At 69.8% G+C, this 25,176-nt stretch carries 24 protein-coding genes; 5 read left to right on the forward strand and 19 right to left on the reverse strand.

Going from position 1 to position 25,176, the window contains the following annotated elements:
- Positions 1-3: 3 nt before the first annotated feature.
- The 6 genes from FHT26_RS25745 to purE form a co-directional block, all read right to left on the reverse strand.
- A complete protein-coding gene (locus FHT26_RS25745; RefSeq protein ID WP_168562959.1) occupies positions 4-675 on the reverse strand; it encodes an OmpW/AlkL family protein in 672 nt (223 codons plus the stop codon).
- A 38-nt stretch (positions 676-713) separates the two neighbouring features.
- Positions 714-1,793 carry an SGNH/GDSL hydrolase family protein gene (locus tag FHT26_RS25750; RefSeq protein ID WP_168562960.1) on the reverse strand — a complete coding sequence of 360 codons (1,080 nt, stop codon included), beginning with the start codon at positions 1,791-1,793 and terminating at the stop codon, positions 714-716.
- Between the two features lie 293 nt (positions 1,794-2,086).
- The gene (locus FHT26_RS25755; RefSeq protein ID WP_168562961.1) at positions 2,087-3,088 is read right to left on the reverse strand and encodes an SGNH/GDSL hydrolase family protein; all 1,002 of its coding nucleotides are present in this window, start codon (positions 3,086-3,088) and stop codon (positions 2,087-2,089) included.
- Between the two features lie 50 nt (positions 3,089-3,138).
- A complete protein-coding gene (locus FHT26_RS25760; RefSeq protein ID WP_168562962.1) occupies positions 3,139-4,137 on the reverse strand; it encodes an L-threonylcarbamoyladenylate synthase in 999 nt (332 codons plus the stop codon).
- Positions 4,138-4,168: 31 nt separating this feature from the next.
- A complete protein-coding gene (locus FHT26_RS25765; protein WP_168562963.1) occupies positions 4,169-5,344 on the reverse strand; it encodes a 5-(carboxyamino)imidazole ribonucleotide synthase in 1,176 nt (391 codons plus the stop codon).
- Positions 5,341-5,805, reverse strand: a complete 465-nt coding sequence (gene purE / locus FHT26_RS25770) for a 5-(carboxyamino)imidazole ribonucleotide mutase (protein WP_168563044.1) — start codon at positions 5,803-5,805, stop codon at positions 5,341-5,343. The genes FHT26_RS25765 and purE overlap by 4 nt, the downstream gene beginning before the upstream one ends.
- A 128-nt stretch (positions 5,806-5,933) precedes the next feature.
- Between purE and FHT26_RS25775 the strand changes: the two genes are divergently transcribed.
- On the forward strand, positions 5,934-6,875 hold the full coding sequence (locus FHT26_RS25775; RefSeq protein WP_168562964.1) for a tetratricopeptide repeat protein: 942 nt from the start codon (positions 5,934-5,936) through the stop codon (positions 6,873-6,875).
- A 105-nt stretch (positions 6,876-6,980) separates the two neighbouring features.
- Here the strand turns inward: FHT26_RS25775 and FHT26_RS25780 are convergent, their stop codons facing one another.
- From FHT26_RS25780 to fba, 3 genes are all read right to left on the reverse strand, one after another.
- Entirely contained in the window at positions 6,981-8,090 is a 1,110-nt protein-coding gene (locus tag FHT26_RS25780; protein WP_168562965.1) for a tetratricopeptide repeat protein, read from the reverse strand.
- A gap of 5 nt (positions 8,091-8,095) precedes the next feature.
- A complete protein-coding gene (locus FHT26_RS25785; RefSeq protein ID WP_168562966.1) occupies positions 8,096-9,001 on the reverse strand; it encodes a phosphoribosylaminoimidazolesuccinocarboxamide synthase in 906 nt (301 codons plus the stop codon).
- A 101-nt stretch (positions 9,002-9,102) separates the two neighbouring features.
- Entirely contained in the window at positions 9,103-10,167 is a 1,065-nt protein-coding gene (gene fba, locus FHT26_RS25790) for a class II fructose-bisphosphate aldolase (protein WP_168562967.1), read from the reverse strand.
- A 283-nt stretch (positions 10,168-10,450) separates the two neighbouring features.
- On the opposite strand from fba, the gene FHT26_RS25795 reads away from it, so the two are divergent.
- The gene (locus FHT26_RS25795) at positions 10,451-11,473 is read left to right on the forward strand and encodes an ATP-binding protein (RefSeq protein ID WP_168562968.1); all 1,023 of its coding nucleotides are present in this window, start codon (positions 10,451-10,453) and stop codon (positions 11,471-11,473) included.
- 90 nt (positions 11,474-11,563) lie between these two features.
- On the opposite strand, the gene FHT26_RS25800 is transcribed toward FHT26_RS25795, so the two are convergent.
- The 9 genes from FHT26_RS25800 to def all read right to left on the reverse strand — a co-directional run bounded on the left by FHT26_RS25800 (position 11,564) and on the right by def (position 19,704).
- Positions 11,564-12,769, reverse strand: coding sequence for a threonine ammonia-lyase (locus FHT26_RS25800; RefSeq protein WP_168562969.1), 1,206 nt, complete (start codon positions 12,767-12,769; stop codon positions 11,564-11,566).
- Between the two features lie 19 nt (positions 12,770-12,788).
- The gene (pyk, locus tag FHT26_RS25805; RefSeq protein WP_168562970.1) at positions 12,789-14,219 is read right to left on the reverse strand and encodes a pyruvate kinase; all 1,431 of its coding nucleotides are present in this window, start codon (positions 14,217-14,219) and stop codon (positions 12,789-12,791) included.
- A 97-nt stretch (positions 14,220-14,316) separates the two neighbouring features.
- Entirely contained in the window at positions 14,317-15,510 is a 1,194-nt protein-coding gene (locus tag FHT26_RS25810) for a phosphoglycerate kinase (protein WP_168562971.1), read from the reverse strand.
- A 116-nt stretch (positions 15,511-15,626) separates the two neighbouring features.
- Complete coding sequence (locus FHT26_RS25815; protein ID WP_168562972.1) at positions 15,627-15,956, reverse strand: AzlD domain-containing protein; 330 nt, start codon at positions 15,954-15,956, stop codon at positions 15,627-15,629.
- A complete protein-coding gene (locus FHT26_RS25820; protein ID WP_168562973.1) occupies positions 15,953-16,717 on the reverse strand; it encodes an AzlC family ABC transporter permease in 765 nt (254 codons plus the stop codon). The genes FHT26_RS25815 and FHT26_RS25820 overlap by 4 nt, the downstream gene beginning before the upstream one ends.
- Before the next feature lie 35 nt (positions 16,718-16,752).
- The gene (locus FHT26_RS30645; protein ID WP_168562974.1) at positions 16,753-17,214 is read right to left on the reverse strand and encodes a hypothetical protein; all 462 of its coding nucleotides are present in this window, start codon (positions 17,212-17,214) and stop codon (positions 16,753-16,755) included.
- Between the two features lie 112 nt (positions 17,215-17,326).
- On the reverse strand, positions 17,327-18,172 hold the full coding sequence (gene htpX / locus FHT26_RS25830) for a zinc metalloprotease HtpX (RefSeq protein ID WP_168562975.1): 846 nt from the start codon (positions 18,170-18,172) through the stop codon (positions 17,327-17,329).
- Between the two features lie 54 nt (positions 18,173-18,226).
- Positions 18,227-19,183, reverse strand: coding sequence for a methionyl-tRNA formyltransferase (gene fmt, locus FHT26_RS25835; RefSeq protein WP_168562976.1), 957 nt, complete (start codon positions 19,181-19,183; stop codon positions 18,227-18,229).
- 8 nt (positions 19,184-19,191) lie between these two features.
- Positions 19,192-19,704 carry a peptide deformylase gene (def, locus tag FHT26_RS25840; RefSeq protein WP_056805243.1) on the reverse strand — a complete coding sequence of 171 codons (513 nt, stop codon included), beginning with the start codon at positions 19,702-19,704 and terminating at the stop codon, positions 19,192-19,194.
- 208 nt (positions 19,705-19,912) lie between these two features.
- Here def and FHT26_RS25845 point away from each other — a divergent pair, with 208 nt between their 5' ends.
- The 3 genes from FHT26_RS25845 to FHT26_RS25855 all read left to right on the forward strand — a co-directional run bounded on the left by FHT26_RS25845 (position 19,913) and on the right by FHT26_RS25855 (position 22,811).
- Complete coding sequence (locus tag FHT26_RS25845; RefSeq protein ID WP_168562977.1) at positions 19,913-21,082, forward strand: LysM peptidoglycan-binding domain-containing protein; 1,170 nt, start codon at positions 19,913-19,915, stop codon at positions 21,080-21,082.
- 67 nt (positions 21,083-21,149) lie between these two features.
- The gene (dprA, locus tag FHT26_RS25850) at positions 21,150-22,295 is read left to right on the forward strand and encodes a DNA-processing protein DprA (RefSeq protein ID WP_168562978.1); all 1,146 of its coding nucleotides are present in this window, start codon (positions 21,150-21,152) and stop codon (positions 22,293-22,295) included.
- Between the two features lie 63 nt (positions 22,296-22,358).
- A complete protein-coding gene (locus tag FHT26_RS25855; RefSeq protein WP_056805253.1) occupies positions 22,359-22,811 on the forward strand; it encodes a Smg family protein in 453 nt (150 codons plus the stop codon).
- A gap of 73 nt (positions 22,812-22,884) precedes the next feature.
- Here FHT26_RS25855 and FHT26_RS25860 read toward each other — a convergent pair whose 3' ends face one another.
- Positions 22,885-25,164, reverse strand: a complete 2,280-nt coding sequence (locus FHT26_RS25860; RefSeq protein WP_168562979.1) for a DUF1631 family protein — start codon at positions 25,162-25,164, stop codon at positions 22,885-22,887.
- Positions 25,165-25,176 lie beyond the last annotated feature (12 nt).

Below are 25,176 nucleotides of genomic sequence, written 5' to 3' on the forward strand. Positions count from 1 at the left end.
GGCCTAGAACCTGTAGCCGATCGACAGGTTGGTCGAGATCGGGTCCAGCTTCGTGTCGATCGATTGCCCGGTCGACAGCTTGGTCGTCGTCTTCAGGTAGGTCTTGATGACCGAGCCGTCGATGAACCAGTGCTCGTCGAACCGGTAGCTCGCGCCGAGCTGGAACGACGGTCCGAAGGCCGAATCCGCCGACATCGAGGTCGGCGGGCCGCCCGGGTTGGTCAGCGCGGTCAGCGCGCCCGAGCCTTCCTCGCCGTAGAAGTGCGCATAGGTCAGGCCGGCGCCGACGAAGGGGCGAAATGGCGAGTTCGCCTCCAGGAAGCGGTACTGCGCGAACAGCGTCGGCGACACCTGCTTGATCGTGCCCAGCTTGCCGACGCCCGACAGCGCGCCGTCGCCGACCACCTCGTGCTTGTAGGGCAGGCCGGCGAAGAACTCCAGCGAGACGTTGTCGGTCAGCATGTAGCCGAGCGTGAAGATCGCCTGCGTGTCGCTCTTCACGTCGATCTTGCTGTTGGGCAGGCTGGAGGCGCTCAGGTCGTCGCTCTTCACCTGCGGCGCGATCTGGTTGACGCCGGTCTTCACCATCCAGGTGCCGGCCGATTGCGCGAGCGCCGCGGTGCTGCCGCACAGGGCCAGCGCCGCGATCGCAAGGGTCTTGATGCCATGGGTCATGGGAATGTCCTTTGATGGGCAGGTCGATGGGCGCGGGCTCACAGCCAGCCGCTTTCGACCATGCGCTTGGCGACGAACCGCGCGAGCAGCTGGTAGGCGAACGGCGTCGGGTGCACCGTGTCGGCGAACTCGTAGTGCGAGATGTCGCCGGCGATCACCGTGTTGGCCGAGCAGACCAGCGAGCTGGCGAACAGCGTCGCGGCCAGCTTCGTGAGGTCGCAGGCCGGCGTCGTCACGTTGGTCAGGCCATAGAGCTGCGGTTGGGCGACCTGGTCGCGGCCCTGCGTGTAGGCGTCGACCTCGAGCACGCCGGCGGTGCCGGCCAGGCCGGCGTGCAACTGGGCGTTGAACTGCACCACCATCGTGTTGATCAGCGTCTGCACGTCCGCGCTCTGTGCGTAGGCAAGCGGTGTCTGGCTGACGTCGGGCAGGTTCACGACGACGACGTGCGTCGCACCCTTCGCGAGGATCAGCGTCTTGATGTAGGCGGCCAGTTCGCCGCCGGCCGTGGCCATCGCGGTGACAGCCTGCGTCGGCGTGGCCTGCGCCGCACTCACTGCCGCGAGGTTGATGAACACGTCGTTGCCGCCGGCCATCACGGTGACCAGCTCGGTGCCGCTGAAGCTGCCGCCGACGGCCGCCAGGTGGTTGCCGATCTGCGTGACGACCGGCACGGTGAGCTGGCCGACGTAGCCGCTGGTGTCGCCGGCGGCAATGAGGGCCTTGTTGCCGGGGCCGACCGGGTTGGTCACCCGCGCGCCGCCCTGGGCATAGCCATAGCAGCCGGCATGGGCCGCGGCGGCCTGCGCGAACGCGGCCAGCGGACCCGACGATTCGAGCCCGGTCTGCGCGGCGCACGGTGCGCCGGTGCCGGCCTGCACGGACAGCAGTTCGGTCCAGTTCTTGCCGGCCGGGCCATTGACCGTGTACTTGCCGCCGCCCGAAGCCGCCACGAGCGTCGGCGTCGCGTACGTCCCGACGTCGCTCAGGCTGTCACCGAACGACACCATCGCGCTGTACTTCACGCGCGGCGACTGGTCGCCATCGCCACCGCCGCCACACGCGGCGAGCAGCAGCGACGCCAGCGTCACCGCACCCCAGGAACGGACGTTCTTCATGCAGACCCCTTGGTTGAGCGGCGCGCGCGCGCTGAAGCACCCGCCCGTCGCGATGGAAAGCTGCGGCCGACTATAGAGAGGCCCGTCGGCGATGACCCGTCGGAGAAACCCCGCCCGTTGTGTAAAGAAGCGTGGCGGAGAGCGGCGGGCCGCCTCGAGCCGGCCCCCGCAAGCCGCGAGACGCGGCTTGCGCTCTGGCCGTCCAAGCCCGCGCAGGCGGGCTTGGAGCCGCGGACATCGGTCCCCGCGGGGGATCCGGTCGACGTGCTCGTCGGCCGAGGGGCCGTCATTCCTCAGAACGGGTTGTTGACGGCGCGGCTGGCGGCCATCGAGCCGAGCTGGCTGTGCGCGGCCGGGCTGAAGTGCAGGTCGTCGGCCCACAGCCAGGTGTAGGCGGCCGCGTCGAGGGTGCCCGATTCCGGCACCTTCTTCAGCGTCGTCACGGTGCAGTTCGGCAGCGCGGCCGTCGTCAGGCAGGCAGCGGTGTTGGTGTTCACCAGCGAGTAGTTCGGGTAGTTGCGCACCATGTCCTGCAGGCGTTCGTCGAACACCACCAGGCCGACGGACTTGCCGCCGTCCTTCACCTCTTCGAGCTTCAGCCGCAGCGCGGCATTGAACTGGAAGCTGAGCGCCGACAGGAAGGCCGCGCGGCCGGGGTTCGTCAGGTCTTCCTTCGCCGCATAGGGCGTCAGGCCCTGGTCGGCTGCGGTCGACACGATCACCTTCGCGCCGAGATCGGACAGCCGGATGATCTGCGCACCCAGTGCATTGCCGGCCGCGGCGGCGGCGGCCTGCAGCTCGCTCGCGCCCTGCCCGGGGTACTGCTGGTACAGCGCGATGATGTCGTTGGCGCCGGCCATCACCGTGACGAGGTCGGTGGACGACAGCGAATCCCCGGAGGTGAACTGCGTGATCTGCGACGCGACGTCGTTGACGCCGGCGCCGACCGTCGCGAAGGTGCGCGCGGTGACGGCGGCGCCGCTCGCGCTGCATTCGCCGAAGACCAGGCCGAAGGTGCCGGCCACCATCTGGATCCAGATCGGGTTGGTGCTGCAGTCCAGCTGCGTGGTGGGCGTGGCCGGGTTGGTGGTGGTGTCGTAGACCACCGCATTGATGCTGTACTTGTTGCTGGTGCTCGTCATCACGCTGGCCTCGTCGCCGAACGAGAGCAGCCGCCGCGGCACGAAGCGCTCGACCTGCGTGCCGCCGCCGCACGAGGCGAGCAGCGCGGCCGCCAGCAGTGCCGCGCCGAGACGCACCCAGCCGTTTTGCTTCGGATCAGCCTTGAAAATCATGAACACTCCAGACGGGAAACGGTGAGGGTGGGTTGGGATGGGGCGTCGCCTCAGGCGGCGGCAGCCCGTTGCAGGCGGTCGCGCACGCCGTCCCATTCGGGCTCGGCGGGCGGCTCTTCCACCCAGATCAGATGCACGCCCTCGGCATCGAGTTCGCGCAGCGCGGAAAAAAGTTCGTGGGCTGCCTGCGAGGCCTGCGACGGCATCGCGCGGTGGCGCAGCCCGCGCACCGCCTTGGCGGGCACGGTGCGCGAATATACCGCCAGCTTCAATGTCGAGCCTTCGAGCATCTGCAACGCCGTATTCAGCATCGGACCGGGCATCAGCCGCAGCTTGGCGCGCGGCGCGTAATGCGCCTCGAGCGTGCCCGACGCGCGCGGCGCCGCGTCGTCGCGGTCGGCCAGCGGCTGGCCGGCGGCGGCTTCGAGCTGCTGGCGCGTCAGCACACCGGGGCGCAGCAGCACCGGCCGACCGCGCGAGCAGTCGACGATGCTCGATTCGATGCCGACCTGGCAATCGCCGCCGTCGAGCACCGGCAGCGCGTCGCCGAATTCCTCGACGACGTGCGCCGCGCGCGTCGGGCTGATGCGCCCGAAGCGGTTCGCGCTCGGCGCCGCGAGGCCCGGCACGCCCAGCGCCTTGGCCTCGCGCAGCAGCGCCTGCGCCACCGGGTGCGACGGGCAGCGCAGGCCGATGCTGTCCTGCCCGCCGGCCGACGCGGCGGCGATGCCGGGCGCGCGCGGCACGATCAGCGTCAGCGGCCCCGGCCAGAAGCGGGCCGCCAGCTGCTGCGCGACGGCCGGCCAGTCGGCGGCGAACACCTGCGCCGACCCGACGTCGCCGACGTGCACGATCAGCGGGTGGTCGGCCGGCCGGCCCTTGGCGGCGAAGATCTTCGCGACCGCGGCATCGTCGTCGGCACGCGCGGCCAGCCCGTAGACCGTCTCGGTCGGCATGCCGACCAGCTCGCCGTCGGCCAGCGTGCGGGCGGCCTGCCGCACCGCGGCCGCGGTGCGGGCGTCGGAAGGATCTCGGGCATCGAGCAGCACGGCGGGTCCTCGGCTCAGTCGGTCGCGAGGCTCACCAAGCCGCGAGGCCCAGGTGCTCCGCGGCCTGCAGTGCGACCGCGTTGGCGAACTCGGCCGTCGCGGCGGTGACGGTCAGGTGGCCCATCTTGCGGCCCGGGCGGGCGCTGGCCTTGCCGTACAGGTGCAGGTGCACGCCCGGCAGCGCGAGCACGGCGGCCCAGTCGGGCTCCGTTTCGGCCGGGTTTGCGGTCGCCGTGTCGCGGAACCACAGGTCACCCAGCAGGTTCAGCATCACCGCCGGCGAATGCAGCCGCGGCGCGGCCAGCGGGGCGCCGGTCAGCGTGCGCACCTGCAGGTCGAACTGCGACTGGTCGCAGGCGTCCAGCGTGTAGTGGCCGGAGTTGTGCGGGCGCGGCGCCATTTCGTTGGCGACCAGCCGGCCGTCCTTCAGCACGAAGAACTCGACGCACAGCACGCCGACGTAGCCGAGCGTCGCGGCGATGCGGCCGGCATGCGCGATGGCCTGCTGCTGCACGTCGGGCGTCACGTCGGGCGAGGGCACGCGCGTCACCGCGAGGATGCCATCGCGGTGCAGGTTCTGCTGCAGCGGGAAGTGCACGCTCGCACCGTCGGCGCCGCGCGCGACGATGACGCTGACCTCGTAGGCCAGCGGCAGCATCTGCTCGAGCACGCACGGCACCTGCTTCAGCGCGTCCCATGCGGCGGCCAGCGCCGCGCGGTCGGCCACCCGCACCTGGCCCTTGCCGTCGTAGCCGAGGCGCGCGGTCTTCAGGATGCCGGGCAGCAGCGCGGCGTCGACGGCATCGAGCTGGTCCCGGGTCTCGATCAGCACGAACGGCGCGCACGGCACGTGGCAGCGGCCGAAGTGCGCCTTCTCGGCGGCCCGGTCCTGGCACACCGCGACCGCATCGCCCGATGGCGCCACCGGCCGCATCGCGGCCAGCGTGCGCAGCGCGGCGGCGGGCACGTTCTCGAATTCGGTGGTGACGGCGGCGCTGACGGCGCCCAGGTGCGCGAGACCGGTCGCGTCGAGGTAGTCGGCCTGCACGTGGTGGTGCGCGACCAGGCCGGCCGGGCTCGCCGCATCGGGGTCCAGCACCGCGGTGGCGTAGCCCATCTGCTGCGCGGCATGCACGAACATGCGGCCGAGCTGGCCGCCGCCCATCACGCCGAGCGTCTGGCCGGGGGGAATGAAGCGCAGCGTCATTTCAACTCGGCACTCATGGCGCGCGCGACCTCGGTCTGGCGGGCGCGCCAGGCCTCGAGCTGGCTGCGCAGCGCGGGCTGGTCGCAGGCCAGCATCGCGACCGCGAACAACGCGGCATTGGCCGCGCCGGCGCTGCCGATCGCAAACGTCGCGACCGGGATGCCTTTGGGCATCTGCACGATGGAATGCAGCGAATCGACGCCCTGCAGGTGGCGGCTCGCGACCGGCACGCCAAGCACCGGCACCGTGGTCTTCGCGGCCAGCATGCCGGGCAGGTGGGCGGCGCCGCCGGCGCCGGCGATGATGGCCCGCAGCCCGCGCGGGGCGGCCGATTCGGCGTAGGCGAACATGTCGTCGGGCATGCGGTGGGCAGAGACCACGCGCGCCTCGTAGGGCACACCGAACTCGGCGAGAATCTCGGTTGCGAGGCGCAGGGTCTCCCAGTCGCTGCTGGAACCCATCACCACGCCAACCACGGGGGCGCTGCTCACGGCTCGCTCCAAGGGCTGAACAACCTTGAATTGTAGGCGGCGCGGCCCATCTGACTGAACGACCTCACTGCAGCACCGCCTGCCATTGCCGGAACACGATGGACATCACGATTCAGAACTTCGAAGCCGACCTGATCAACGCCTCGGTCGAGCAGCCGGTGCTGCTGGACATCTGGGCGCCGTGGTGCGGCCCCTGCAAGGCGCTGACGCCGGTGCTCGAGAAGATCGAGGTCGCCTATGCCGGGCGCTTCAAGCTGGCCAAGCTGAATGCCGACGAGCAGCCCGAGATCTCCAGCCAGCTGTCGCAGATGTTCGGCGTGCGCAGCATCCCGTTCTGCGTGCTCTTCAAGGGCGGCCAGCCGGTCGACGGCTTCGTCGGCGCGCTGCCCGAGGCGCAGGTGCGCGAATTCCTCGACCGGCACGTGCCGAGCGCCGAAGAAGCGGCGGCCGAGGAAGACCTGGCCGCGGCCGAGGAACTGCTCGCCGAGGGCGATGCCGACAGCGCGCTGGAGCGGCTGCAGGAGGCGGTGGCGATCGACCCGGGCAACGACGTCGCGCGCTACGACTACCTGCGCGCGCTGCTGACGATGGGGCGGGTCGACGATGCGCGGCGCGCGTTCGACCCGGTGGCGAGCAAGGTGATGCTGGATGCGCGGCTGGCCGCGGCCGGCCACTGGCTGGCGGCCTGCGAGAAGGCCGCCTCGGCTCGCAGCCCCGAGCAGCTGGCGGCGGCGATCGCGGCCAGCAAGCGCGATTTCGACGCGCGCTTCGAGCTGGCGCAGACGCATTTCGCCGCGCAGCGGTTCACGCAGGCGATGGACGAGCTGCTCGAGATCGTGATGCGCGACAAGGCCTGGAACGGCGAGCTCGCGCGCAAGACCTACGTCGCGATCCTCGAGCTGATGAGCAAGCCGGCACCGGCCAAGGCCGAAGCGGCGGCCCCGAAGGGCGCGGTCGAGGTGGCCGGCAAGGTCAACACCGCACCGGCCGATCCGGTGGTCGACCAGTACCGGCGCAAGCTGAGCATGGCGCTGTTCTGAGCAAGCCGCCGTTCTGAGCAGACCGGCGTTCGCCCTGAGCCTGTCGAAGGGCCGGGCTGAGCTGGCCGAAGCCCTGGCGCTGCGCGCGCAGACCCTTCGACAGGCTCAGGGCGAACGGTGTTCGCGGAGCGCGGCGTCGATCAGGCGCAGCACTTCGGCCTGCTCGTCGGCAAAGGCGCGCCAGGCGGCCTCGGCCTGCTGCGAGTGCTTCCTGGCGGCATCCGGCTGCCCGAGCGCCGCGTAGACCTGCGCGAGCCGGCTGTGCGTCGCGGCCCGGTCGTCGAGGTCGCAGTCGTCGCGGTTCGCGGCCTCGGCGGCCTGCGCTTCTTCGCGCGCCAGCTCGTGCTGCTTCAGCTGGACCCGGCACCATGCCAGGTCGGCCCGCAGCCAGTTCGCCATGTGGGCTGCGCCCTGCGTCAATGCGGGGTCGAGGTGCTGCTCGTACAACGGCAGCGCATCGGCATGCCGGCCCTGCAGCGACAGCAGCTGCGCCCGCAGGATCGGCGCCAGCGCCTCCAGCGCCGCAGTGCCGACCAGCGCATCGAAGTTCTGCGACGACTCGGCGCCGAGCATCGCCTGCCGCGTGGCCTGCGCTTCGCCGGGGCCGCTCAGCACGTTCTGGCGCGCCTGGCTCGTGTTCAGCCAGGCCATGTTGGCCAGCAGCGCCGCGAGCGTCGCTTCGTCGCCCTCGGCGGTGCCGTGCTGGCGGGTCAGCGCGTACCAGGGCTGGGCGCGGTCGTAGCGGCCGGCGAAGTGGTAGGTCTGCGCGATCACCAGGCCGATGCGCGAACGGGCCGCGTGGTGCTTCGCGTCCGCCAGCTCCAGCGTCTCGGCGACGCGGCGCGCCATCGACACGAAATCGTGCTTCACGTAATCGAGGTGGGCCAGCCAGGCGCAGCACAGCGCATGCAGCGCCGGCTCGCGCGCGGCGCCGCTCATCGCATAGGCGCGGTGGATCTTGTCGACCGCCTCGGCCGCGCCGAGCTTGCCGTAGTGCGCGATCAGCCCTTCGGCCAGGCTGATCCACGCGCTCAGCACCATGTTCGGTTGCCGCGCGTACTGCTGCTGCAGGCCGGTCAGCGTCTTGCGCGCGTCGTCGAAGTGGCCATGGCGCGCCACCAGGCAGGCGCGCTCGGCGCGCAGGCAATCGGCCTTGACCGGGTTGCTTGCGGCAGCGATCGCGGCATCGAGCTGCTTCAGCAGGCGGGACTGCATGACGCTTAGGAGGTCAGGCGTTGCAGGGCTTCGCGGTACTTGGCGGCGGTCTTCTCGACCACCTCGGCGGGCAGCGCCGGGGCCGGCGCGCGCTTGCCCCAGGGCTGGCCGTCGACGCGGGCCTGCTCCAGCCAGTCGCGCACGAACTGCTTGTCGTAGCTCGGCGGGTTGCGGCCCTCGCGGAATGCGGCGTCGTAGCCTTCGACCGGCCAGAAGCGCGACGAGTCGGGCGTCAGCACCTCGTCCATCAGCGTCAGCGTGCCGTCGCGGTCGAGGCCGAACTCGAACTTGGTGTCGGCGATGATGATGCCCTTCTTCAGCGCGATGCCGGCGGCGCGGGTGTAGAGCTGGATCGCGGTGTCGCGCACGCGGGCGGCGAGTTCGGCGCCGATGATCTGCGCCATGCGGTCGAACGAGATGTTCTCGTCGTGGTCGCCCATCTCGGCCTTGGTGGCCGGCGTGAAGATCGGCGCGGGCAGCGGGCTCGCGTTCTTCAGCCCGGCCGGCAGCGCGACGCCGCACACCGACTGGCTCTGCTGGTATTCGGTCCAGCCGCTGCCGGCCAGGTAGCCGCGCACGACGGCCTCGACTGGCAGCGGCTTCAGGCGCTTCACGAGCATCGAGCGGCCGCGCACCTGCGGGCGTTCGGCGGCGGTCACGACGCTCTCGGGATCGTCGCCGGTCAGGTGGTTCGGAACGATCCCTTCGAGGTGGGCGAACCAGAACAGCGCCATCTGCGTCAGCAGCTCGCCCTTGCCGGGGATCGGCTCGCCCATGATCACGTCGAACGCGCTGAGGCGGTCGCTCGCGAGCATCAGGATGCGGTCTTCGCCCACCGCGTAGTTGTCGCGGACCTTGCCGCGCGCGAGCAGGGGCAGGGAGGTGAGGGTGGAGTTCAGCACGGCGTTCATGGGCTCTTTCGGCGCAGGGGCAGGACAGCGCCGGATTGTAGTGAGCCGGGACCGACGAAGCCCGGCGCGGCCGGGCTTCATCAACCGTGAGGATGCGGGTTTCAGACCACCATCTGCGCCAGCTCGCCCTTCGCATAGCGCTGCGCCACCTGTTGCAGACTCTGCGCCTTGATCTTGCCCGCCTGCCCCTCGCAGCCGAACTCCAGGTAGCGCTGCCTGCAGATCGCCTTGGCGGCTTCGCGCGCCGGCTTCAGGTATTCGCGCGGGTCGAACTTCTCGGGGTGCTGCACGAAGAACTTGCGGATGGCCGCCGTCATCGCGAGGCGGATGTCGGTGTCGATGTTGATCTTGCGCACGCCGTGCTTGATGGCTTCCTGGATCTCGCTGACCGGCACGCCGTAGGTTTCCTTCATGTCGCCGCCGAACTCGCGGATCGCGGCCAGCAGCTCCTGCGGCACGCTCGAACTGCCGTGCATCACCAGGTGGGTGTTCGGGATGCGGGCGTGGATTTCCTTGATGCGGCCGATCGCGAGGATGTCGCCGGTCGGCTTGCGGGTGAACTTGTAGGCGCCGTGGCTGGTGCCGATCGCGATGGCCAGCGCGTCGAGCTGGGTGCGCTTGACGAAGTCGGCGGCCTGCTCCGGGTCGGTCAGCAGCTGGTCCAGCGTCATCGTCGCGTCGGTACCGTGGCCGTCTTCCTTGTCGCCCTTCATCGTCTCGAGCGAACCGAGCACGCCGAGCTCGCCTTCGACGGTGACGCCGACCCGGTGCGCCATGTCGACCACCTTGCGCGTCACGTCGACGTTGTAGTCGTAGCTGGCGATGGTCTTGCCGTCGGCCTGCAGCGAGCCGTCCATCATCACCGAGCTGAAGCCGAGGGCGATCGCGCCCTGGCAGACGTCCGGGTTCTGGCCGTGGTCCTGGTGCATCACCAATGGAACCCGGGGGTAACTTTCAACCGCCGCAAGGATCAGGTGCTTGATGAACGGCTCGCCGGCGTACTTGCGGGCGCCGGCGCTGGCCTGCAGGATGACCGGGGCGCCGACCTCGTCGGCGGCGCTCATCACGGCCTGCACCTGTTCGAGGTTGTTGACGTTGAAGGCCGGAATTCCGTAGCCGTTCTCGGCGGCATGGTCCAGCAGCTGGCGCATTGAAACGAGTGGCATGGCGATGACCCAGGAAGTGAAGAAACCCTTCAGCCGGCATGAAACCGCGCTGTAACTCCGGGCGATTGTACTGACGGGCCCCGCGGGAAAACCCCGCCGGCATGAGGACCTCCCATGACCGCGGGGTGCCCGGGGGGGCCGCGGGCTTTTGCAGGAAACGGGCCGGCCCGCCGGCTGCGGAACTGGGCCGGCTTTGCCTTGCTTTTCCGGCTCAAGCCGGCGCGGACGCGGCGGACACTGGACGCCAACATCCGACCGCTCGCCCCGCTGGAGGGAACCCGCCATGGCCCGACTCGACCTGAATGCACTCACCCTGTGGATCACCGCTGCCGCGCAGCAGCAGCCGACCGAACTCGCGTCGCAGCTGATGCAGCGCGCCGGGGTGTCGCGCGCCACTGCCAACAAGGCCTTGCGGCGGCTGACCGAGATGGGCTGGCTGGTGCGCGAAGGCGCCGTCTCGCGACCGAGCTACCGGCCGGGCGTGATGCGCCAGGTGGTGCAGCGCTACCCGCTCGACGGCCTGTCGGAAGACCTGCCATGGGCGCGCGACTTCGCACCGTTCTTCGCCTTCCCCGATGCGGTGCGTCGCATGGTGCACCACGCGTTCACCGAGCTGCTGAACAACGCGATCGACCACAGCGCCGGCCGCCAGGTCACGGTGTCGCTGCGCCAGACCGCGAGCCATGCGCAGCTGCTGGTGTCGGACGACGGTCGCGGCGTGTTCGACAAGATCAATGAAGCCTTCGCGCTCGACGAGCCGCACCTCGCGATGCTCGAGCTCAGCAAGGGCAAGCTGACCAGCGCGCCGGACCGTCACTGCGGCCGCGGGCTGTTCTTCACGTCGAAGCTGGCCGACGTGTTCGACCTGCATGCGAACGAATCGGCCTTCCAGCACCGCGGCTGGGAAGCCGGCCGCTGGCGCGAAGGCAAGCCGCTGAAGTGCCACGGCACCTCGGTCTACGCCGCGTTCGCGCTCGACAGCACGCGCTCGCTGGAAGCGGTGCTGCAGGCGCACAGCGCCGACGGCGCTGGCTACGACTTCGAGCGCACCGTGGTGCCGCTGCGCCTGCTGACGACGACGCAATCGGGGTTGGAGTCGCGCTCGCAGGCGCGCCGTGTCGGCGCCCGGCTGAACCAGTTCCGCCGCGCCGAGGTGGATTTCAGCGGGATCAGCAGCGTCGGGCACAGTTTTGCGGACGAGCTGTTCCGCGTGCTCGCCACGGAGCAGCAGGGGCTGGAGCTGGTGCCGATCAACATGCTGCCGGCGGTGGCGGCGATGGTCGGCAGCATTCGGAGCGCCGCCTGAGGCGCAGCGGGCCGAGCGCCGGGCCGCCCCAAGCCGGCCCGCATCCCTCCGGGGGATCGGTCTGCGTACTCGCCGACCGAGGGGTCGTCATCACCCGATTCTTTCGGCGCGGTAACCCTGCGCCCGCATCGCCGCCAGGATCTCCTCGATGTGGGCCACGCCGCGCGTGTGCACCACCACCTCGATCTCCGCGCGTTCCACCGACAGCGAGCTGAACGCCCGCTGGTGCTGCACCTCGTCGATGTTGGCGCCCAGCTTGCCGAGCAGCGTCGCGACGTCGGCCAGCGCGCCCGGCACGTCGCGCACGTCCATGCGCAGGCGCGCGAGCCGGCCCGACTTCACCATGCCGCGCTGGATGATCTCGCCCAGCACCAGCGGCTCGATGTTGCCGCCGCACAGGATCAGCCCGACCTTGCGGCCGGCGAAGCGTGCCCGATGCTTCATCAAGGCCGCGAGGCCGACGGCGCCGGCGCCTTCGACCACCGTCTTCTCGATCTCCAGCAGCATCAGGATCGCCTGCTCGATGTCGTCCTCGCCGACCAGCAGCACGTCGTCGACATGCTGCTTGATCAGCGGCACGGTGGCGGCACCGGGCACCTTGACGCCGATGCCGTCGGCGATGGTGGCCTGCGCGCTCTCGCGCTGCTGGCCGTGCACCGCATTCCAGACGGCCGGGAAGCGCTCGGTCTGCACGCCGATCACCTGGATGCCGGGCTTCAGCGCCTTGGCCGCGGTGGCCACGCCGCCGATCAAGCCGCCGCCGCCGATCGCGACCACCAGCGTGTCGAGCGTCGGCTGCTGCGCGAGCATCTCCAGGCCGAGCGTGCCCTGGCCGGCCGCCACCTGCAGGTCGTCGTAGGGGTGCACCAGCGTCAGGGCGCGCTCCTGCGCCAGCCGCAGGCCGTGCGCGCGCGCATCGTCGAAGGTATCGCCTTCGAGCACCACGGTGGCGCCGAAGCCGCGCGTGCGTTCGACCTTCACCGCCGGCGCGAAGCGCGGCATCACGATGGTGGCGGGAATGCCCAACCGCTGCGCGTGGTACGCGACGCCCTGGGCATGGTTGCCGGCCGACACGGCGAGCACCCCACGCGCGCGCTCGATGTCGCTCAGCTGGGCGATCTTGTTGAGGGCGCCGCGCTCCTTGAACGAGGCGGTGAACTGCAGGTTCTCGAATTTCAGGAACACCTCGCAGCCGGCGATGGCCGAGAGGGTTCGCGAGGGAACGCAGGGGGTGTCGAGCACCTGGCCGTGCAGGCGCTCGGCGGCGGCACGGATATCAGCGAGGGCGAGCGTCATCCCGCCATTGTGCTTGGGCTCAGCCGACTCGGCATACCTTCAGCATGTTGGTGCCGCCGGGGTAGCCCATCGGCTCGCCGCAGGTGATCGCGTAGGTGTCGCCCGGCTTCAGCACGCCCTTCTCGATCAGCAGCATCTCGGCGCGCTTCAGCGCCTCGTCGCGGTCGCTGAAGTTCGGCATCAGCAGCGGGCGCACGTTGCGGTACAGCATCATCTTGCGCTGCGTGACGACCTGCGAGGTCAGGCCGTAGATCGGCACGTGGATCTTGTGGCGGCTCATCCACAGCGAGGTCGAACCCGATTCGGTCAACGCGAGGATCGCCTTGCAGCCCAGGTGGTACGCGGTGAACAGCGCGCCCATCGCGATCGACTGGTCGATGCGGCCGAACTTCTTGTTGGTGAAGCCGGCATCGAGCGAGATCTCCTCGGCGCGCTCGGCCTCGATGCAGATGGTCGACATCATCTCGACCGTCTCGACCGGGTACCGGCCGGCGGCCGTCTCGGCGCTGAGCATCACCGCATCGGTGCCGTCGAGCACCGCATTGGCGACGTCGCTCACCTCGGCGCGCGTGGGCACCGGGTTGACGATCATCGATTCCATCATCTGCGTCGCGGTGATGACGACGCGGTCCATCTCGCGCGCCATCTTGATCATGCGTTTCTGCAGTGCCGGCACCGCGGCATTGCCGACCTCGACCGCCAGGTCGCCGCGCGCGACCATGATGCCGTCGCTCGCGCGCAGGATGCTCTCGAGCGCGGGAATCGCTTCGGTGCGCTCGATCTTCGCGATCAGCGCCGGCTTGTGGCGCCACGGCTCGCCGGCCACGTTCGCCAGCTGGCGCGCCATCTCCATGTCGGTCGCGTTCTTCGGGAAGCTCACCGCCAGGTACTCGCACTGGAAGCTCATCGCGGTCTTGATGTCCTCCATGTCCTTGGCGGTCAGCGCCGGGGCCGTCAGGCCGCCACCGGCCTTGTTGATGCCCTTGTTGTTCGACAGCTCGCCGCCGATCACCACGGTGGTGTGCACCTGGTCGCCGCGCACCGCGTCGACGGTCAGCTTCAGCAGCCCGTCGTTCAGCAGCAGCGTGTCGCCCGGCTTCACGTCGCGCGGCAGCTCCTTGTAGTCGAGGCTCACCAGTTCGTTGGTGCCGAGCGCGGTGCTGCTGGCGTCGAGCACGAACTTCTGGCCCGGCTCGAGCATCGTCTTGCCGCCTTCGAACTTGCCGACGCGGATCTTCGGGCCCTGCAGGTCGGCCATGATGGCCACTTCCTTGCCGACGGCGCGGGCGACCTCGCGCACCAGGTTGGCACGGTCGATGTGGTCCTGCGCCTTGCCGTGCGAGAAGTTGAGCCGCACCACGTCGACGCCGGCGCGGATCATCTGCGCCAGCACCTCCGGCGAGCTCGAAGCGGGGCCGAGGGTGGCGACGATCTTGGTGGCGCGTGGCATGGTGAGGGTCTCCGGTCTTGTCGTTGTGGGTGCTGCGATCAGCGGTGCTGCAAAGAGCGGTGCCGGCACGCGGTGGGCCGGCACGTGGCCGGAACGGTCAGCCTTGGGCACGGCGCTGAAGAATTTCGAAGGCCGGCAGCGTCTTGCCTTCCAGCACTTCCAGGAACGCGCCGCCGCCGGTCGAGATGTAGCCGACATCCTTCTCGATGCCGTATTTCGCGATCGCGGCCAGCGTGTCGCCGCCGCCGGCGATGCTGAACGCGTCCGACGCAGCGATCGCGCGTGCCAGCGTTTCGGTGCCATGCGCGAACGCGTCGAACTCGAACACGCCGACCGGGCCGTTCCAGACGATGGTGCCGGCGGCCTTCAGCTGGGCGGCGAGCCTGGCCGACGTCTCCGGGCCGATGTCGAGGATCAGGTCGTCGGGTTCGACGGCCGCTGCCGCCTTCACGGTGGCCGGCGCGTCGGCCGCGAAGGCCTTCGCGGTGACGACGTCGGTCGGGATCGGCACCGCAGCGCCGCGCGCCTTCATCGCGTCGATCACGGCCCGGGCCTCGCCGACCAGGTCGGCCTCGACCAGCGACTTGCCGATCGGCAGGCCGGCGGCCAGCAGGAAGGTGTTGGCGATGCCGCCGCCGACGATCAACTGGTCGACGTTCTTCGCGAGCGATTGCAGGATCGTCAGCTTGGTGCTGACCTTGCTGCCGGCGACGATCGCCACCAGCGGCCGCTTCGGGTTGGCCAGCGCCTTCGTGATCGCGTCGATCTCGGCGGCCAGCAGCGGGCCGGCGCAGGCGATCTTCGCGAACTGGGCGATGCCGTAGGTCGAGGCCTCGGCGCGGTGCGCGGTGCCGAAGGCGTCGTGCACGAAAATGTCGCACAGCGCGGCCATCTTGCGCGAGAGCTCTTCGCTGTTCTTCTTCTCGCCCTTGTTGACTCGGCAGTTCTCGAGCAGCACCACCTGGCCGGGCGCGACCTGCACGCCGTCGGTCCAGTTCGCGATCACCGGCACCTCGCGGCCGAGCAGCTCGGAGAGCCGCTTCGCAACCGGCGCCAGCGAGTCCGCCGGCTTGAACTCGCCCTCGGTCGGGCGGCCCAGGTGCGAGGTCACCATCACCGCCGCGCCGGCTTTCAGGGCCAGTTCGATGCAGGGGACGGAGGCGCGGATGCGGGTGTCTTCGGTGATGCGGCCGGTGTCGTCCAGCGGCACATTCAGGTCGGCGCGGATGAACACGCGCTGGCCTGCAGCTTTGCCTTGGGCTGCAAGGTCTTCAAAACGGAGAACGTTCATGGGCGGGCAAAGTTTAGAGGGGGAATTCTAGGGATGCCGCGGCCGTAAAAGTTACGAAGCGGTTTCCAGATCCAGCGGGCATTGGACACCAGCCGGGCCATCCCGCGCCAGCGCATCTACCAGCCCGCCAGCAGTTTCAGCGGCACCAGCACGGCCATGCCGACGAGGATCGTGCCGAGGATGCCGCGGCGCCAGAAGAAATACACCGTCGCGGCCAGCACGGACCACAGCCGCGCGTCCTGCCAGGTGGCGATCAGCTGGCCCTGGCTCATCAAGACCTCGGGCGCGACGACGGCCGCCAGTGCGGCCAGCGGCGCGTACCGCAAGCCGCGCTGCACCCAGCCGGGCAGGCGCAGTTCGCGGTCGGAGACCAGGAAGAAGCAGCGCGTGACCACGGTGATCGCGGTCAGGCCGATGATCGTGATGAGGGATTCGAGTTCGCTCATGACGCGACCCCGTCGCGTGGCTTGCTGCGCATCAGCGATGCCAGCACGCGCCGCCCGGCATCGCCGCCGCCGTCGATCATCAGCCCGATGCACACCGCCGCAGCGATCGCGACCACCATGTTCAGCCGGTACGGCAGCGCGAACGCGGCCACCGCGGCCGCGCCGGCCACCACGGCCGCAAAGCTGGTCGCCTTGTCGGACATCAGCGCGTAGCCCAGCCCGAGCAGCGCCAGCACGCCGGCGAAACCGAGCCCCCAATGGGTCGGCACCACGTCGGCCAGCACGATGCCGAGCACCGACGGCAGCTGCCAGGCCAGCCAGCTCATCGCACTGCTGCCGAGGAAGTACTCGATCTGGCCTTCGTCGTCGCGCGGTTCCTTGAACTTCTTCATGAACAGCACATAGTTCAGGTCGGCGGTCAGGTAGCCGAGCAGCATGCGCTGGCCGCGCGGGAAGCGCATGAAGAAGGGCCGCCAGTGGGCGCTGAAGATCACGAAGCGCAGGTTGATGCACAGCGCGGTGGCCCAGACCACCCAGGCCGGCGAGCCGGCGCCCATCAACGGGATCGCGGCCAGCTGCGCGCTGCCGGCGAACACCGCGAAGGTCATCAGCAGCGACAGCGGGATCGACAGGCCGGCCTTCACCATCGCGACGCCGGTCACCAGGCCCCAGGCGGCGATGCCCAGGCTGACGCCGGACATCTCGCGCACCCCGGCGGCGAACTGGGGGTGGCGGAGGAGGGCGCGCAGCGATGAACTCATGCGGGCATTGTCACCGCATGCGGGTATTCCCGCTGTCAGGTGTCGCTGTGCCTGGCGGGCTTCGCGCCCGATGCCTTGGGACGCTTCTCGGGTGCCGGGGCAGCTTCGGCCGGGGCCTCGCCGTCGGCGGCCTTCTCGGGCTTCACGTCGGCGCGCATCTCGGTCTTGCCTTCCGATCTGGCTTCGGACTTGGCCTCGCTGCGCGATTCGGCCGACTTGGCGCCGCCGATCTGCGGCGCCACCGGCTCGATCTTGTTCTCGCGCATGTAGTCGTTCATGTCGCGCCAGCCGGCGAACACCGAGGCCTTGTCGGCCTTCTTGTTCAGTGCATAGCAATCCTCGATGGCCCGGTTGGCGTGGCGGCAGGCGCCGCCGATCGCGCGGCCGTCGGCTTCGCGCGCCGCGGCCAGCTTCTCGGCCGAATCGACGCCCAGCATGTCGCAGCCGGCGACGGCGGCGGTGCAGAGCAGGAGCGCAGGGATCAGGTGGCGTGGCATGGCGGGCGGTGGTCGGGACGGGTCGTTGTTGCAGTGTCCACTGGTTCGCACGCGGGCCAGATGCGAAAAAGCCCCTCGAAGAGGGGCCAGTTCCAGGCTTTGGCGGTGCGGCTCAGGCGGCCTGCATCGCGAGCAGCCGCGCGACGCGCTCCTCGGTCGACGGGTGTGTCGAGAACAGCCCGCGCAAGCCTCCGCCGGACAGCGGGTTCATGATCATCATCTGTGCCGTCTCCGGGTGGCGCTCGGCGGCCTCGAGCGGCATGCCCTGCGCGTAGCGGTGGATCTTCTGCAGCGCGCTGGCCAGCGCCTGCGGGTCGCCGGAGATCTCGGCGCCGCCGCGGTCGGCCTCGAACTCGCGGGCCCGGCTGATCGCCATCTGGATCAGGCTGGCCGCCAGCGGCGCGAGCAGCATCACCAGCAGCCCGACGATCGGGTTCTGCGGCCGGCCTTCGCTGTCGCGGCCGCCGAAGAACATCGCGAAGTTCGCGAGCATCGAGATCGCGCCGGCCATCGTCGCGCTGATCGTGCTGATCAGGATGTCGCGGTGGCGCACGTGGGCCAGTTCATGGGCCATCACGCCGCGCAGCTCGCGCTCGCTCAGCACGCGCAGGATGCCGGTGGTGGCGGCCACCGCCGCATGCTCCGGGTTGCGGCCGGTCGCGAACGCGTTCGGGGCGTCTTCGTTGATCAGGTAGACGCGCGGCATCGGCAGCTGCGCACGTTGCGCGAGATCGTGCACCATCCGGTAGAACTGCGGCGCCGAGCGCTCGTCGACTTCCTGCGCGTTGTACATGCGCAGCACCATCTTGTCGGAGAACCAGTAGCTGAAGAAGTTCATGCCGACGGCCACGACCAGCGCGACCATCATGCCGGCGCGGCCGCCGATCAGCGCGCCGATGGCCATGAACAGCGCCGTGATGGCAGCCATCAGCACCGCGGTCTTCAACAGGTTGAACATGGGGGAGCCCTTTCTCTTGCAACAGGGCCTCAGATGAGGTCCCGCCGCCCAAGTTCAATCGGCGTGGCTGAATGCGCTGCCCGGGGCGACCGGCCGCGATTGCAGCCAGGCCGCGGCCGGCAGCCGCTTGCCGCCGGGGCGCTGCAGCTCGGTCAGCAGCAGCGAGCCGCGGCCGCAGGCGACCTCCAGCCCGTCAGGGCCGCTCGACAGCACGGCGCCTGGCCGGCCGCTGCCGGTGCGCACGGTGCCGCGCCACAGCTTCACGGTCTCGCCGTCGAGCAGGCCGGTCGCGCCGGGGAACGGGTCGAAGGCGCGCAGCCGGCGCTCGACCTGCTCGGCCGGCAGCGCCCAGTCGACTGCCGCCTCCGCCTTGTCGATCTTGTGCGCATACGTGATGCCCTCGGCCGGCTGCGGCGTGCGGGGCATGCCGCCGCAGGCCGCCAGCTCGAGTGCCTCGACGATCAGGCGCCCGCCGAGCGGCGCCAGCCGGTCGTGCAGGCTGGCGGTGGTGTCGGTCGGCAGGATGGGCAGCGCCTCGACCAGCAGCATGTCGCCGGTGTCGAGCCCGGCATCCATCTGCATGATCGTGATGCCGGTCTGCGCGTCGCCGGCCTCGATCGCGCGGTGGATCGGCGCCGCGCCGCGCCAGCGCGGCAGCAGCGACGCGTGGATGTTCAGGCAGCCGCGCGCCGGCAGGTCGAGCACCCACTGCGGCAGGATCAGCCCGTAGGCGGCCACGACCATCGCGTCCGGGCGGGCCGCCTGCAACGCGGCCTGGGCGGCGGCCGCGTCGGCGGGGTACTTGCCGTCGAGGCGCAGGCTGCGCGGCTGGGCCACCGCGATGCCGTGGCTGTCGGCGAAGGCCTTCACCGGCGACGGCTGCAGCTTCAGGCCGCGCCCGGCGGGGCGATCCGGCTGCGTCAGCACCAGAGGAATCTCGAAACCGGCGGCCTGCAGCCGGGCCAGCGCGACCTGCGCGAACTCGGGGGTGCCGGCGAAGACGACGCGCATCGACGGCATCAGGGGCGCTGCTCGTCGCGGGTCCGCTTCAGCATCTTGGTCTTGATGCGGTCGCGCTTCATCGGGCTCAGGTATTCGACGAAGACCTTGCCGAGCAGGTGGTCCATCTCGTGCTGCACGCACACCGCCAGCAGCCCTTCGGCGTCGAACTCGTAGCTTTCGCCGGCGCGATTCAACGCGCGCACGCTGACGCGCGCGTGGCGCGGCACCTTGTCGTAGACCTGCGGTACCGACAGGCAGCCTTCGTCGCCGGTCAGCATCTCGTCGCTGCGCGCCGTCAGTTCGGGGTTGATCAGCACGTGCGGTTCGTCGCGGCGTTCCGACGTGTCGATCACGATCACGCGTTCGTGGACATCGACCTGCGTCGCGGCCAGGCCGACGCCATCGGCCTGGTACATGGTCTCCAGCATGTCGTCGACGAGCTGTCGGATGCGTGCGTCCACTTGCGTGACAGGCTTGGCAACGGTGTGCAGGCGCGGATCGGGGTAACGAAGGATCGAGAGCTTGGCCATGTGGGAAACGCGCAACGCCGGAGGGCGTGACAGGACTCACGCGAGGTGTGTCCGGAAGTCAATTTCGTTGCGATATCAAGGGTTTAGGGGCAGAATCTGTGAAACTGAATGAAGATTTTCGCCGAGTCGCAGGCGTCGTGCCGCGGCCCGGTTCAGTTAACCGCACAACGCAGCATTGTGCTGCCTGAGCGCCCGGAGACTTACCTTCATGACCCGAAGCCACCGTATCGCCCTGTCGTTCCCCCGGGCTGCTGCCATCACCGTTGCGCTGGGCGTTTGCTTCGGTTCCGCGACCGCGAACGCGGAAGCCGGCAACTACCCGATCACGCCCAAGCAGCGCAGCACCGCCAAGCAGGTGGCCGAGGCCGGCGTCGCACTGTCCGAGCTGTCGCCGAACGCCCCCGATTCCTACACCGTGAAGACCGGCGACACGCTGTGGGGCATCTCCAGCATGTTCCTCGTCAGCCCGTGGCGCTGGCCCGAGCTGTGGGGCATGAACCTCGACCAGATCCGCAATCCCCACCTGATCTACCCGGGCCAGGTGCTGTTCCTCGACAAGGCCAACGGCCGTGCCCGCCTGCGCGTCGGCAGCGGCGAGCAGGGCGGCGTCGTCAAGCTGTCGCCGCGCGTGCGTGAAGGCGACCTGTCGCGCGACGGCATCCCGGCAATCGCGCTGAACCTGATCGAGCCGTTCCTGAACGAGGCGCTGATCCTCGACGAGAACGAACTCGCGAAGGCGCCGCGCGTCGTCGCGACGCCCGAAGGCCGCGTGCTGCTGGCCCGTGGCGACAAGGCCTACGTGCGGGGCGACCTGGGCGGCCTGCGCAACTTCCGTTTCTTCCGCGAACCGCAGCCGCTGCGCGACCCGACCACCAACGAGGTGCTGGGCTACGAAGCGTTCTACCTCGGCACCGGCGAGCTGATCCGCCAGGGCGACACCAGCGGCACCGCCCGTGCCGACGACATCGTCCCCGACACGTTCATGCTGAACAACATCCGCCAGGAAGTGCGCGTCGGCGACAAGCTGTCGCCGGTGCCTCCGCGCGAGTTCCAGAATTACGTGCCGCGCGCGCCGCAATCGCCGATCGCCGGGCAGATCGTGTCGGTGTACGGCGAGGCGGTGGCCGCCGGCCAGAACCAGATCGTGTCGCTGAACAAGGGCGCGCGCGACGGCCTCGAGAAGGGCAACGTGCTGGCGCTGTGGAAAGACGGCGCCCGCACCACCGACAAGACCGTGGCCGGTTCGCCGGCGATCAAGCTGCCGGACGAGCGTCATGGCTTCCTGTTCGTCTTCCGCGTGTTCGACCGCATGTCGTACGCGCTGATCCTGTCGGTGCAGGAACCGGTTCGCCGCGGCGACCGCTTCACGCAGCCCTGAACGCCTCTGCGCCGACCGCGACTGCCTCGTTGTTCGTTGTCGGGCGGTCGCTGTTCGGACGACCGGCATGGGTGCCTCTTCCGCGTTCCATGGTGCCGCCCCGATCGATGACTGGGCGGACTGGGTTCGGCTGACCGAAACGCCCGGCGTCGGGCGAGAAGCAGCGCGCAGGCTGCTGGCCGCGTTCGGCTCGCCCCGCGCGGTGCTGCAGGCGGGGTCCGCCGCGCGCCGGCAGGTCGTCGCCCCGTCCATCGCGGAGGCGCTGGAGGCGTTGCCGGACGAACTGGCCGATCTGCTGGTCACCACGCGCCGCTGGCTGGCGGCGGCCTCGGCCGAGGTGCCGCGTCACATCGTGACGCTGGGCGATTCCCACTATCCGGCGGCGTTGTTGCAGACCGCCGATCCACCGCTGATGTTCTATGCCGAAGGGCGCATCGAGCAACTGGCCGCGCCGTGCGTGGCCATCGTCGGCAGCCGGCAGGCGACGCCCGCGGGGCTGGCGAACGCGAAGGCCTTTGCCCGCGCGTTGAGCGAGGCCGGCATGACGGTGGTGTCCGGGCTCGCCCAGGGCATCGACGGCGCGGCGCACGAAGGTGCGCTGCAAGGGCCGGCCAGCACGATCGCGGTGGTCGGCACCGGGCTCGACCAGGTGTTCCCGAAGCGCCATGCCGCACTGGCGGCGCGCATCGGCGTCGAGGGGCTGGTGCTCAGCGAATACGCGCTCGGCATGCCGCCGCTGCCGCACAACTTTCCGCAGCGCAATCGCATCATCGCCGGGCTGTCGCGTGGCACGCTGGTCGTCGAGGCGGCATTGCAATCGGGTTCGCTGATCAGCGCCCGGCTGGCCAGCGAGGCCGGGCGCGAGGTGTTCGCGATTCCCGGATCGATCCACTCGCCGCAGTCGCGCGGCTGCCATGGGCTCATCAAGCAGGGCGCGAAGCTGGTCGAGAGCGCGGCCGATGTGCTGGAAGAAATCCAGTTCCCGCAGCGGGCGGCCGCCGTCGCCGATACCGAGGTGGGTGCTCACGCGGACGCCGCCGTCGAGGACGCGGTGCTGGCCGCTCTCGGCTTCGAACCCGCCAACCTGGATGCGCTGGTCGCACGCACCGGGTGGTCGGCGCAGCAGCTCAACATCCACCTGCTGGAGCTGGAACTGGAAGGGCGCGTCAGCCGCCTCCCGGGCCAGCTGTTCCAGAGGGTTTCGACCGGCTGAGCCACCCCGAACGCAGGGCTTTTTGCCGCTCATCCGGCAGTGACCCTGCGGTATAGTCGGTTCATGTTCGACGTGCTTGTCTACCTGTACGAAAACTACTGGCGGCCGGACGCGTGTCCCGACCACGCCCAGTTGACGCGCAAGCTGTCGGCGATGGGTTTCGAGTCGGACGAAATCGAAGAAGCCTTGTCCTGGCTCGACGGCCTGGCCACCGCAGCGCAGTCGTATGCCGGCGAGCAAAGCGCGGACAGCCTGCGCGTCTATTCGCCGGCCGAGCAGGAGCACCTGGGCGAGGCATCGATCGGTTTCGTCAGCTTCCTCGAATCCGCCGGCGTGCTGCCGCCGCCGATGCGCGAAATGGTCATCGACCGCGCGACGGCCATTTCCGGCGGGCCGGTCGACCTCGAAGACCTGAAGATCATCGTGCTGATGGTGTTCTGGAGCCTGGGCGAGGAACCCGACGCGCTGATCCTCGATGAGCTGTTCGTCGACGAAGCGGACCGCTTGATCCACTGAACACCGCTTTCGCACCAGCAAAAAGGCCACCGGATGCGGTGGCCTTTTTGCTGGTGCGAGACGCGTCGCCGGCTCAGTTCAGCAGGCGGGTCGGATCGACGTCGAGCTTCGCCAGTGCGCTGCGCGTGGCCCGCACGGTCAGCGATTCGTCCTGCGCCGGCACCAGCAGCCCGGCCTGCAGGAAGGCGGCCAGGCGGTGCTGCTGGAACAGGATGCCTCGCCCATGCGGCGACACGAACAGCGCCAGCTGGCGCCGCAGCCCCTGCCACGCAAGCTGCACCGCTTCATTGCGGTTGCGGTAGTCGAGCATGTACCAGCCGCCGACCTGGAGTTCGCGCGCCCAGGTCAGCATCGCCGGCGTCGGCATCGAGCCGCCTTCGCCGACCACCTCGAGTTCGGCGCTCTCGTGACCGGACAGGTCGAGCACCATTGCTTCGTCGATGTCGACGTCGGCCGATTCGGGCAGCATCTCCTCGAGCGTCTCGAGCCGGACCATCAGTTCCTCGAGCCGCTCCTGCGGGATCGCGGCGGTCTTGGCGGTGAAGGCCGCGGCGAGCGAGTTGTTCAGCCGCTGGATGTGTTCGTCCTGGCGCTCCGGCGAGACGCCGGCATGGTCCATGCCTTCGCGCAGCGTCTTCAGCAGCGGCGGCAGGCGGCGGATCACCTCGGCGCGTTCCTCGCGCGACACCTTCGCGCTCGCCGACCAGATCAGGTCGGCCGCGGCGCGCTTCATCGTCTTCGTCTCGGGGCCCTGCGCGCCGCTCTTGACGGCCGTCATCGCCATCACGTCGGCCCAGACCTGGAACAGGAAGTCGCGCACGCCTTCCTGCACCGGAACCTCGTTGAGCATCTTGCGCAGCTCGATCGTGTACTGGATCGCGAGCGTCTCGCGTTGCTCGACCTGCTGGGCCAGCGAGACGCCCTTGCGCGTTGCCTCGTTCTCGTTCTGGAAATAGTTCTCGAGGAACTTCTCGAACTCGGTCAGCACCGTCTGGAACACGCGGCGCCCGGTATCGGGGTAGGCCTCGACGACCTGCACGACGCGCTTGATCTCGCGTTCGAGTGCATCGCCGACGGCGCGGCTGGTCGAGTCGAAGCCCATCACGCAGGCGCCCATGCGGTCGATGAGCCGGCGCGCCGGATGGTCGACGGTCGCGAAGAAATCGGGCTCGCTGACGGCCACGCGCAGCACCGGCATCTGCAGCCGGGCGAACCAGACTCGCACGACGGCCGGAATGCGTTCTTCGGTCAGGATGCTCTGGAACAGCAATGCGACGATCTCGATCGTCGCGCGCTCGACCGGCGTCGATGCGGCCTTCTTCAGCGCCTGTTTGCGCTGGTGCAGTTCTTCGAGCAGCGCCGGCGTGCTGACCTGGCCCGGTGCGGTGCGCGGGGAATCCTGCGCGCCCAGCCGGCGCTGGATGCCCTGCTGCGCATCCGAGATCGCGGCTTTCAGCTCGGGCGAGGTCGAATTCATCGGCGCCGTGCGGCTGAAGTCCGGCAGCTGACGTCCAATCAGCCGGTTCAGCCGCCCGAGCACCGCCTCGGCGTGGTCGGACCCGCGGGCGAAGCCGCCGGCCCGGGTCATCATGCGGGTTTCTTCGCCGACCCCGGTGCGACCGAAGCCGGTGGCCGGTGGCGCGGCAGTGGCCGGTGCGCCGCCCGATCCGCCACCCGCAGTGCCCTGCGCATTGCGCGAACGGCGGATGAACGGGCGCAGGTCGACATCGGGCAGCACGCCCTTCTGCACGAGCCAGCGGTTGGTCTCGTGGTAGGCCTCTTCGGCGAAATGGGCGAATTCTTCGTGGATCACGCCTTGCAGCGTGCGCCACAGGTCATGGTTCAGCGAGGCGCCGCGCCAGGCGGCAGTGACGATGCGCGCGAGCACATGCGGGCGCAGCACGTCGTTGGTGTCGAGCTCGTCGCGGCGCTCCATCGCCGACATGCGCGAGCGCAGGTCGGTGAACTCCCATGACGACTTGTCCATCATCGCGAGCGCCAGCCGCGAGCTGAGGATCTCGACCTCGATGGTGTCGTCGTCGACCAGCGTCATGCTGGCGGCACGCCCCGGCGGCGGCAGGTCGCCCGGTCGGGACGCCGACACCATGCCGCTGCCGAGCGATGCGCGCAGCGCCGTCGTCATGCCGCTGACCCACAACGGCGCGGCGCGGCGCAGGTCTGCCGCGGCGTCGCGGCGCTTGTACTGGATGCCGTGCTCGGCCGTCTGGGCGGCCAGCAAGCGCGCGCCTTCCTCGACGGCCTGGACGATGCCGGGCACGCCGTAGAGCAGTCGCTCGACGTAGGAGCGGCGCGCCTGGGCGGCCAGGGCCAACGAATCGGCGGCGGTCGCCATGAAGGTGTCGGA

This window comes from Rhizobacter sp. SG703 (assembly GCF_012275445.1).
Taxonomy (GTDB): domain Bacteria; phylum Pseudomonadota; class Gammaproteobacteria; order Burkholderiales; family Burkholderiaceae_C; genus Rhizobacter.

What these genes read in the sequence shown, in the direction of transcription:
- FHT26_RS25745 (WP_168562959.1), bottom strand. Translation starts at nt 675, where the DNA reads ATGACCCATGGCATCAAGACCCTTGCGATCGCGGCGCTGGCCCTGTGC.
- FHT26_RS25750 (WP_168562960.1), bottom strand. Translation starts at nt 1,793, where the DNA reads ATGAAGAACGTCCGTTCCTGGGGTGCGGTGACGCTGGCGTCGCTGCTG.
- FHT26_RS25755 (WP_168562961.1), bottom strand. Translation starts at nt 3,088, where the DNA reads ATGATTTTCAAGGCTGATCCGAAGCAAAACGGCTGGGTGCGTCTCGGC.
- FHT26_RS25765 (WP_168562963.1), bottom strand. Translation starts at nt 5,344, where the DNA reads ATGACGCTGCGCTTCATTCCCCCCGGCCAGACGCTCGGCGTGATGGGC.
- purE (WP_168563044.1), bottom strand. Translation starts at nt 5,805, where the DNA reads ATGGGTTCCAGCAGCGACTGGGAGACCCTGCGCCTCGCAACCGAGATT.
- FHT26_RS25775 (WP_168562964.1), top strand. Translation starts at nt 5,934, where the DNA reads ATGGACATCACGATTCAGAACTTCGAAGCCGACCTGATCAACGCCTCG.
- FHT26_RS25780 (WP_168562965.1), bottom strand. Translation starts at nt 8,090, where the DNA reads ATGCAGTCCCGCCTGCTGAAGCAGCTCGATGCCGCGATCGCTGCCGCA.
- FHT26_RS25785 (WP_168562966.1), bottom strand. Translation starts at nt 9,001, where the DNA reads ATGAACGCCGTGCTGAACTCCACCCTCACCTCCCTGCCCCTGCTCGCG.
- fba (WP_168562967.1), bottom strand. Translation starts at nt 10,167, where the DNA reads ATGCCACTCGTTTCAATGCGCCAGCTGCTGGACCATGCCGCCGAGAAC.
- FHT26_RS25795 (WP_168562968.1), top strand. Translation starts at nt 10,451, where the DNA reads ATGGCCCGACTCGACCTGAATGCACTCACCCTGTGGATCACCGCTGCC.
- FHT26_RS25800 (WP_168562969.1), bottom strand. Translation starts at nt 12,769, where the DNA reads ATGACGCTCGCCCTCGCTGATATCCGTGCCGCCGCCGAGCGCCTGCAC.
- pyk (WP_168562970.1), bottom strand. Translation starts at nt 14,219, where the DNA reads ATGCCACGCGCCACCAAGATCGTCGCCACCCTCGGCCCCGCTTCGAGC.
- FHT26_RS25810 (WP_168562971.1), bottom strand. Translation starts at nt 15,510, where the DNA reads ATGAACGTTCTCCGTTTTGAAGACCTTGCAGCCCAAGGCAAAGCTGCA.
- FHT26_RS25815 (WP_168562972.1), bottom strand. Translation starts at nt 15,956, where the DNA reads ATGAGCGAACTCGAATCCCTCATCACGATCATCGGCCTGACCGCGATC.
- FHT26_RS25820 (WP_168562973.1), bottom strand. Translation starts at nt 16,717, where the DNA reads ATGAGTTCATCGCTGCGCGCCCTCCTCCGCCACCCCCAGTTCGCCGCC.
- FHT26_RS30645 (WP_168562974.1), bottom strand. Translation starts at nt 17,214, where the DNA reads ATGCCACGCCACCTGATCCCTGCGCTCCTGCTCTGCACCGCCGCCGTC.
- htpX (WP_168562975.1), bottom strand. Translation starts at nt 18,172, where the DNA reads ATGTTCAACCTGTTGAAGACCGCGGTGCTGATGGCTGCCATCACGGCG.
- fmt (WP_168562976.1), bottom strand. Translation starts at nt 19,183, where the DNA reads ATGCGCGTCGTCTTCGCCGGCACCCCCGAGTTCGCGCAGGTCGCGCTG.
- def (WP_056805243.1), bottom strand. Translation starts at nt 19,704, where the DNA reads ATGGCCAAGCTCTCGATCCTTCGTTACCCCGATCCGCGCCTGCACACC.
- FHT26_RS25845 (WP_168562977.1), top strand. Translation starts at nt 19,913, where the DNA reads ATGACCCGAAGCCACCGTATCGCCCTGTCGTTCCCCCGGGCTGCTGCC.
- dprA (WP_168562978.1), top strand. Translation starts at nt 21,150, where the DNA reads ATGGGTGCCTCTTCCGCGTTCCATGGTGCCGCCCCGATCGATGACTGG.
- FHT26_RS25855 (WP_056805253.1), top strand. Translation starts at nt 22,359, where the DNA reads ATGTTCGACGTGCTTGTCTACCTGTACGAAAACTACTGGCGGCCGGAC.
- FHT26_RS25860 (WP_168562979.1), bottom strand. Translation starts at nt 25,164, where the DNA reads ATGGCGACCGCCGCCGATTCGTTGGCCCTGGCCGCCCAGGCGCGCCGC.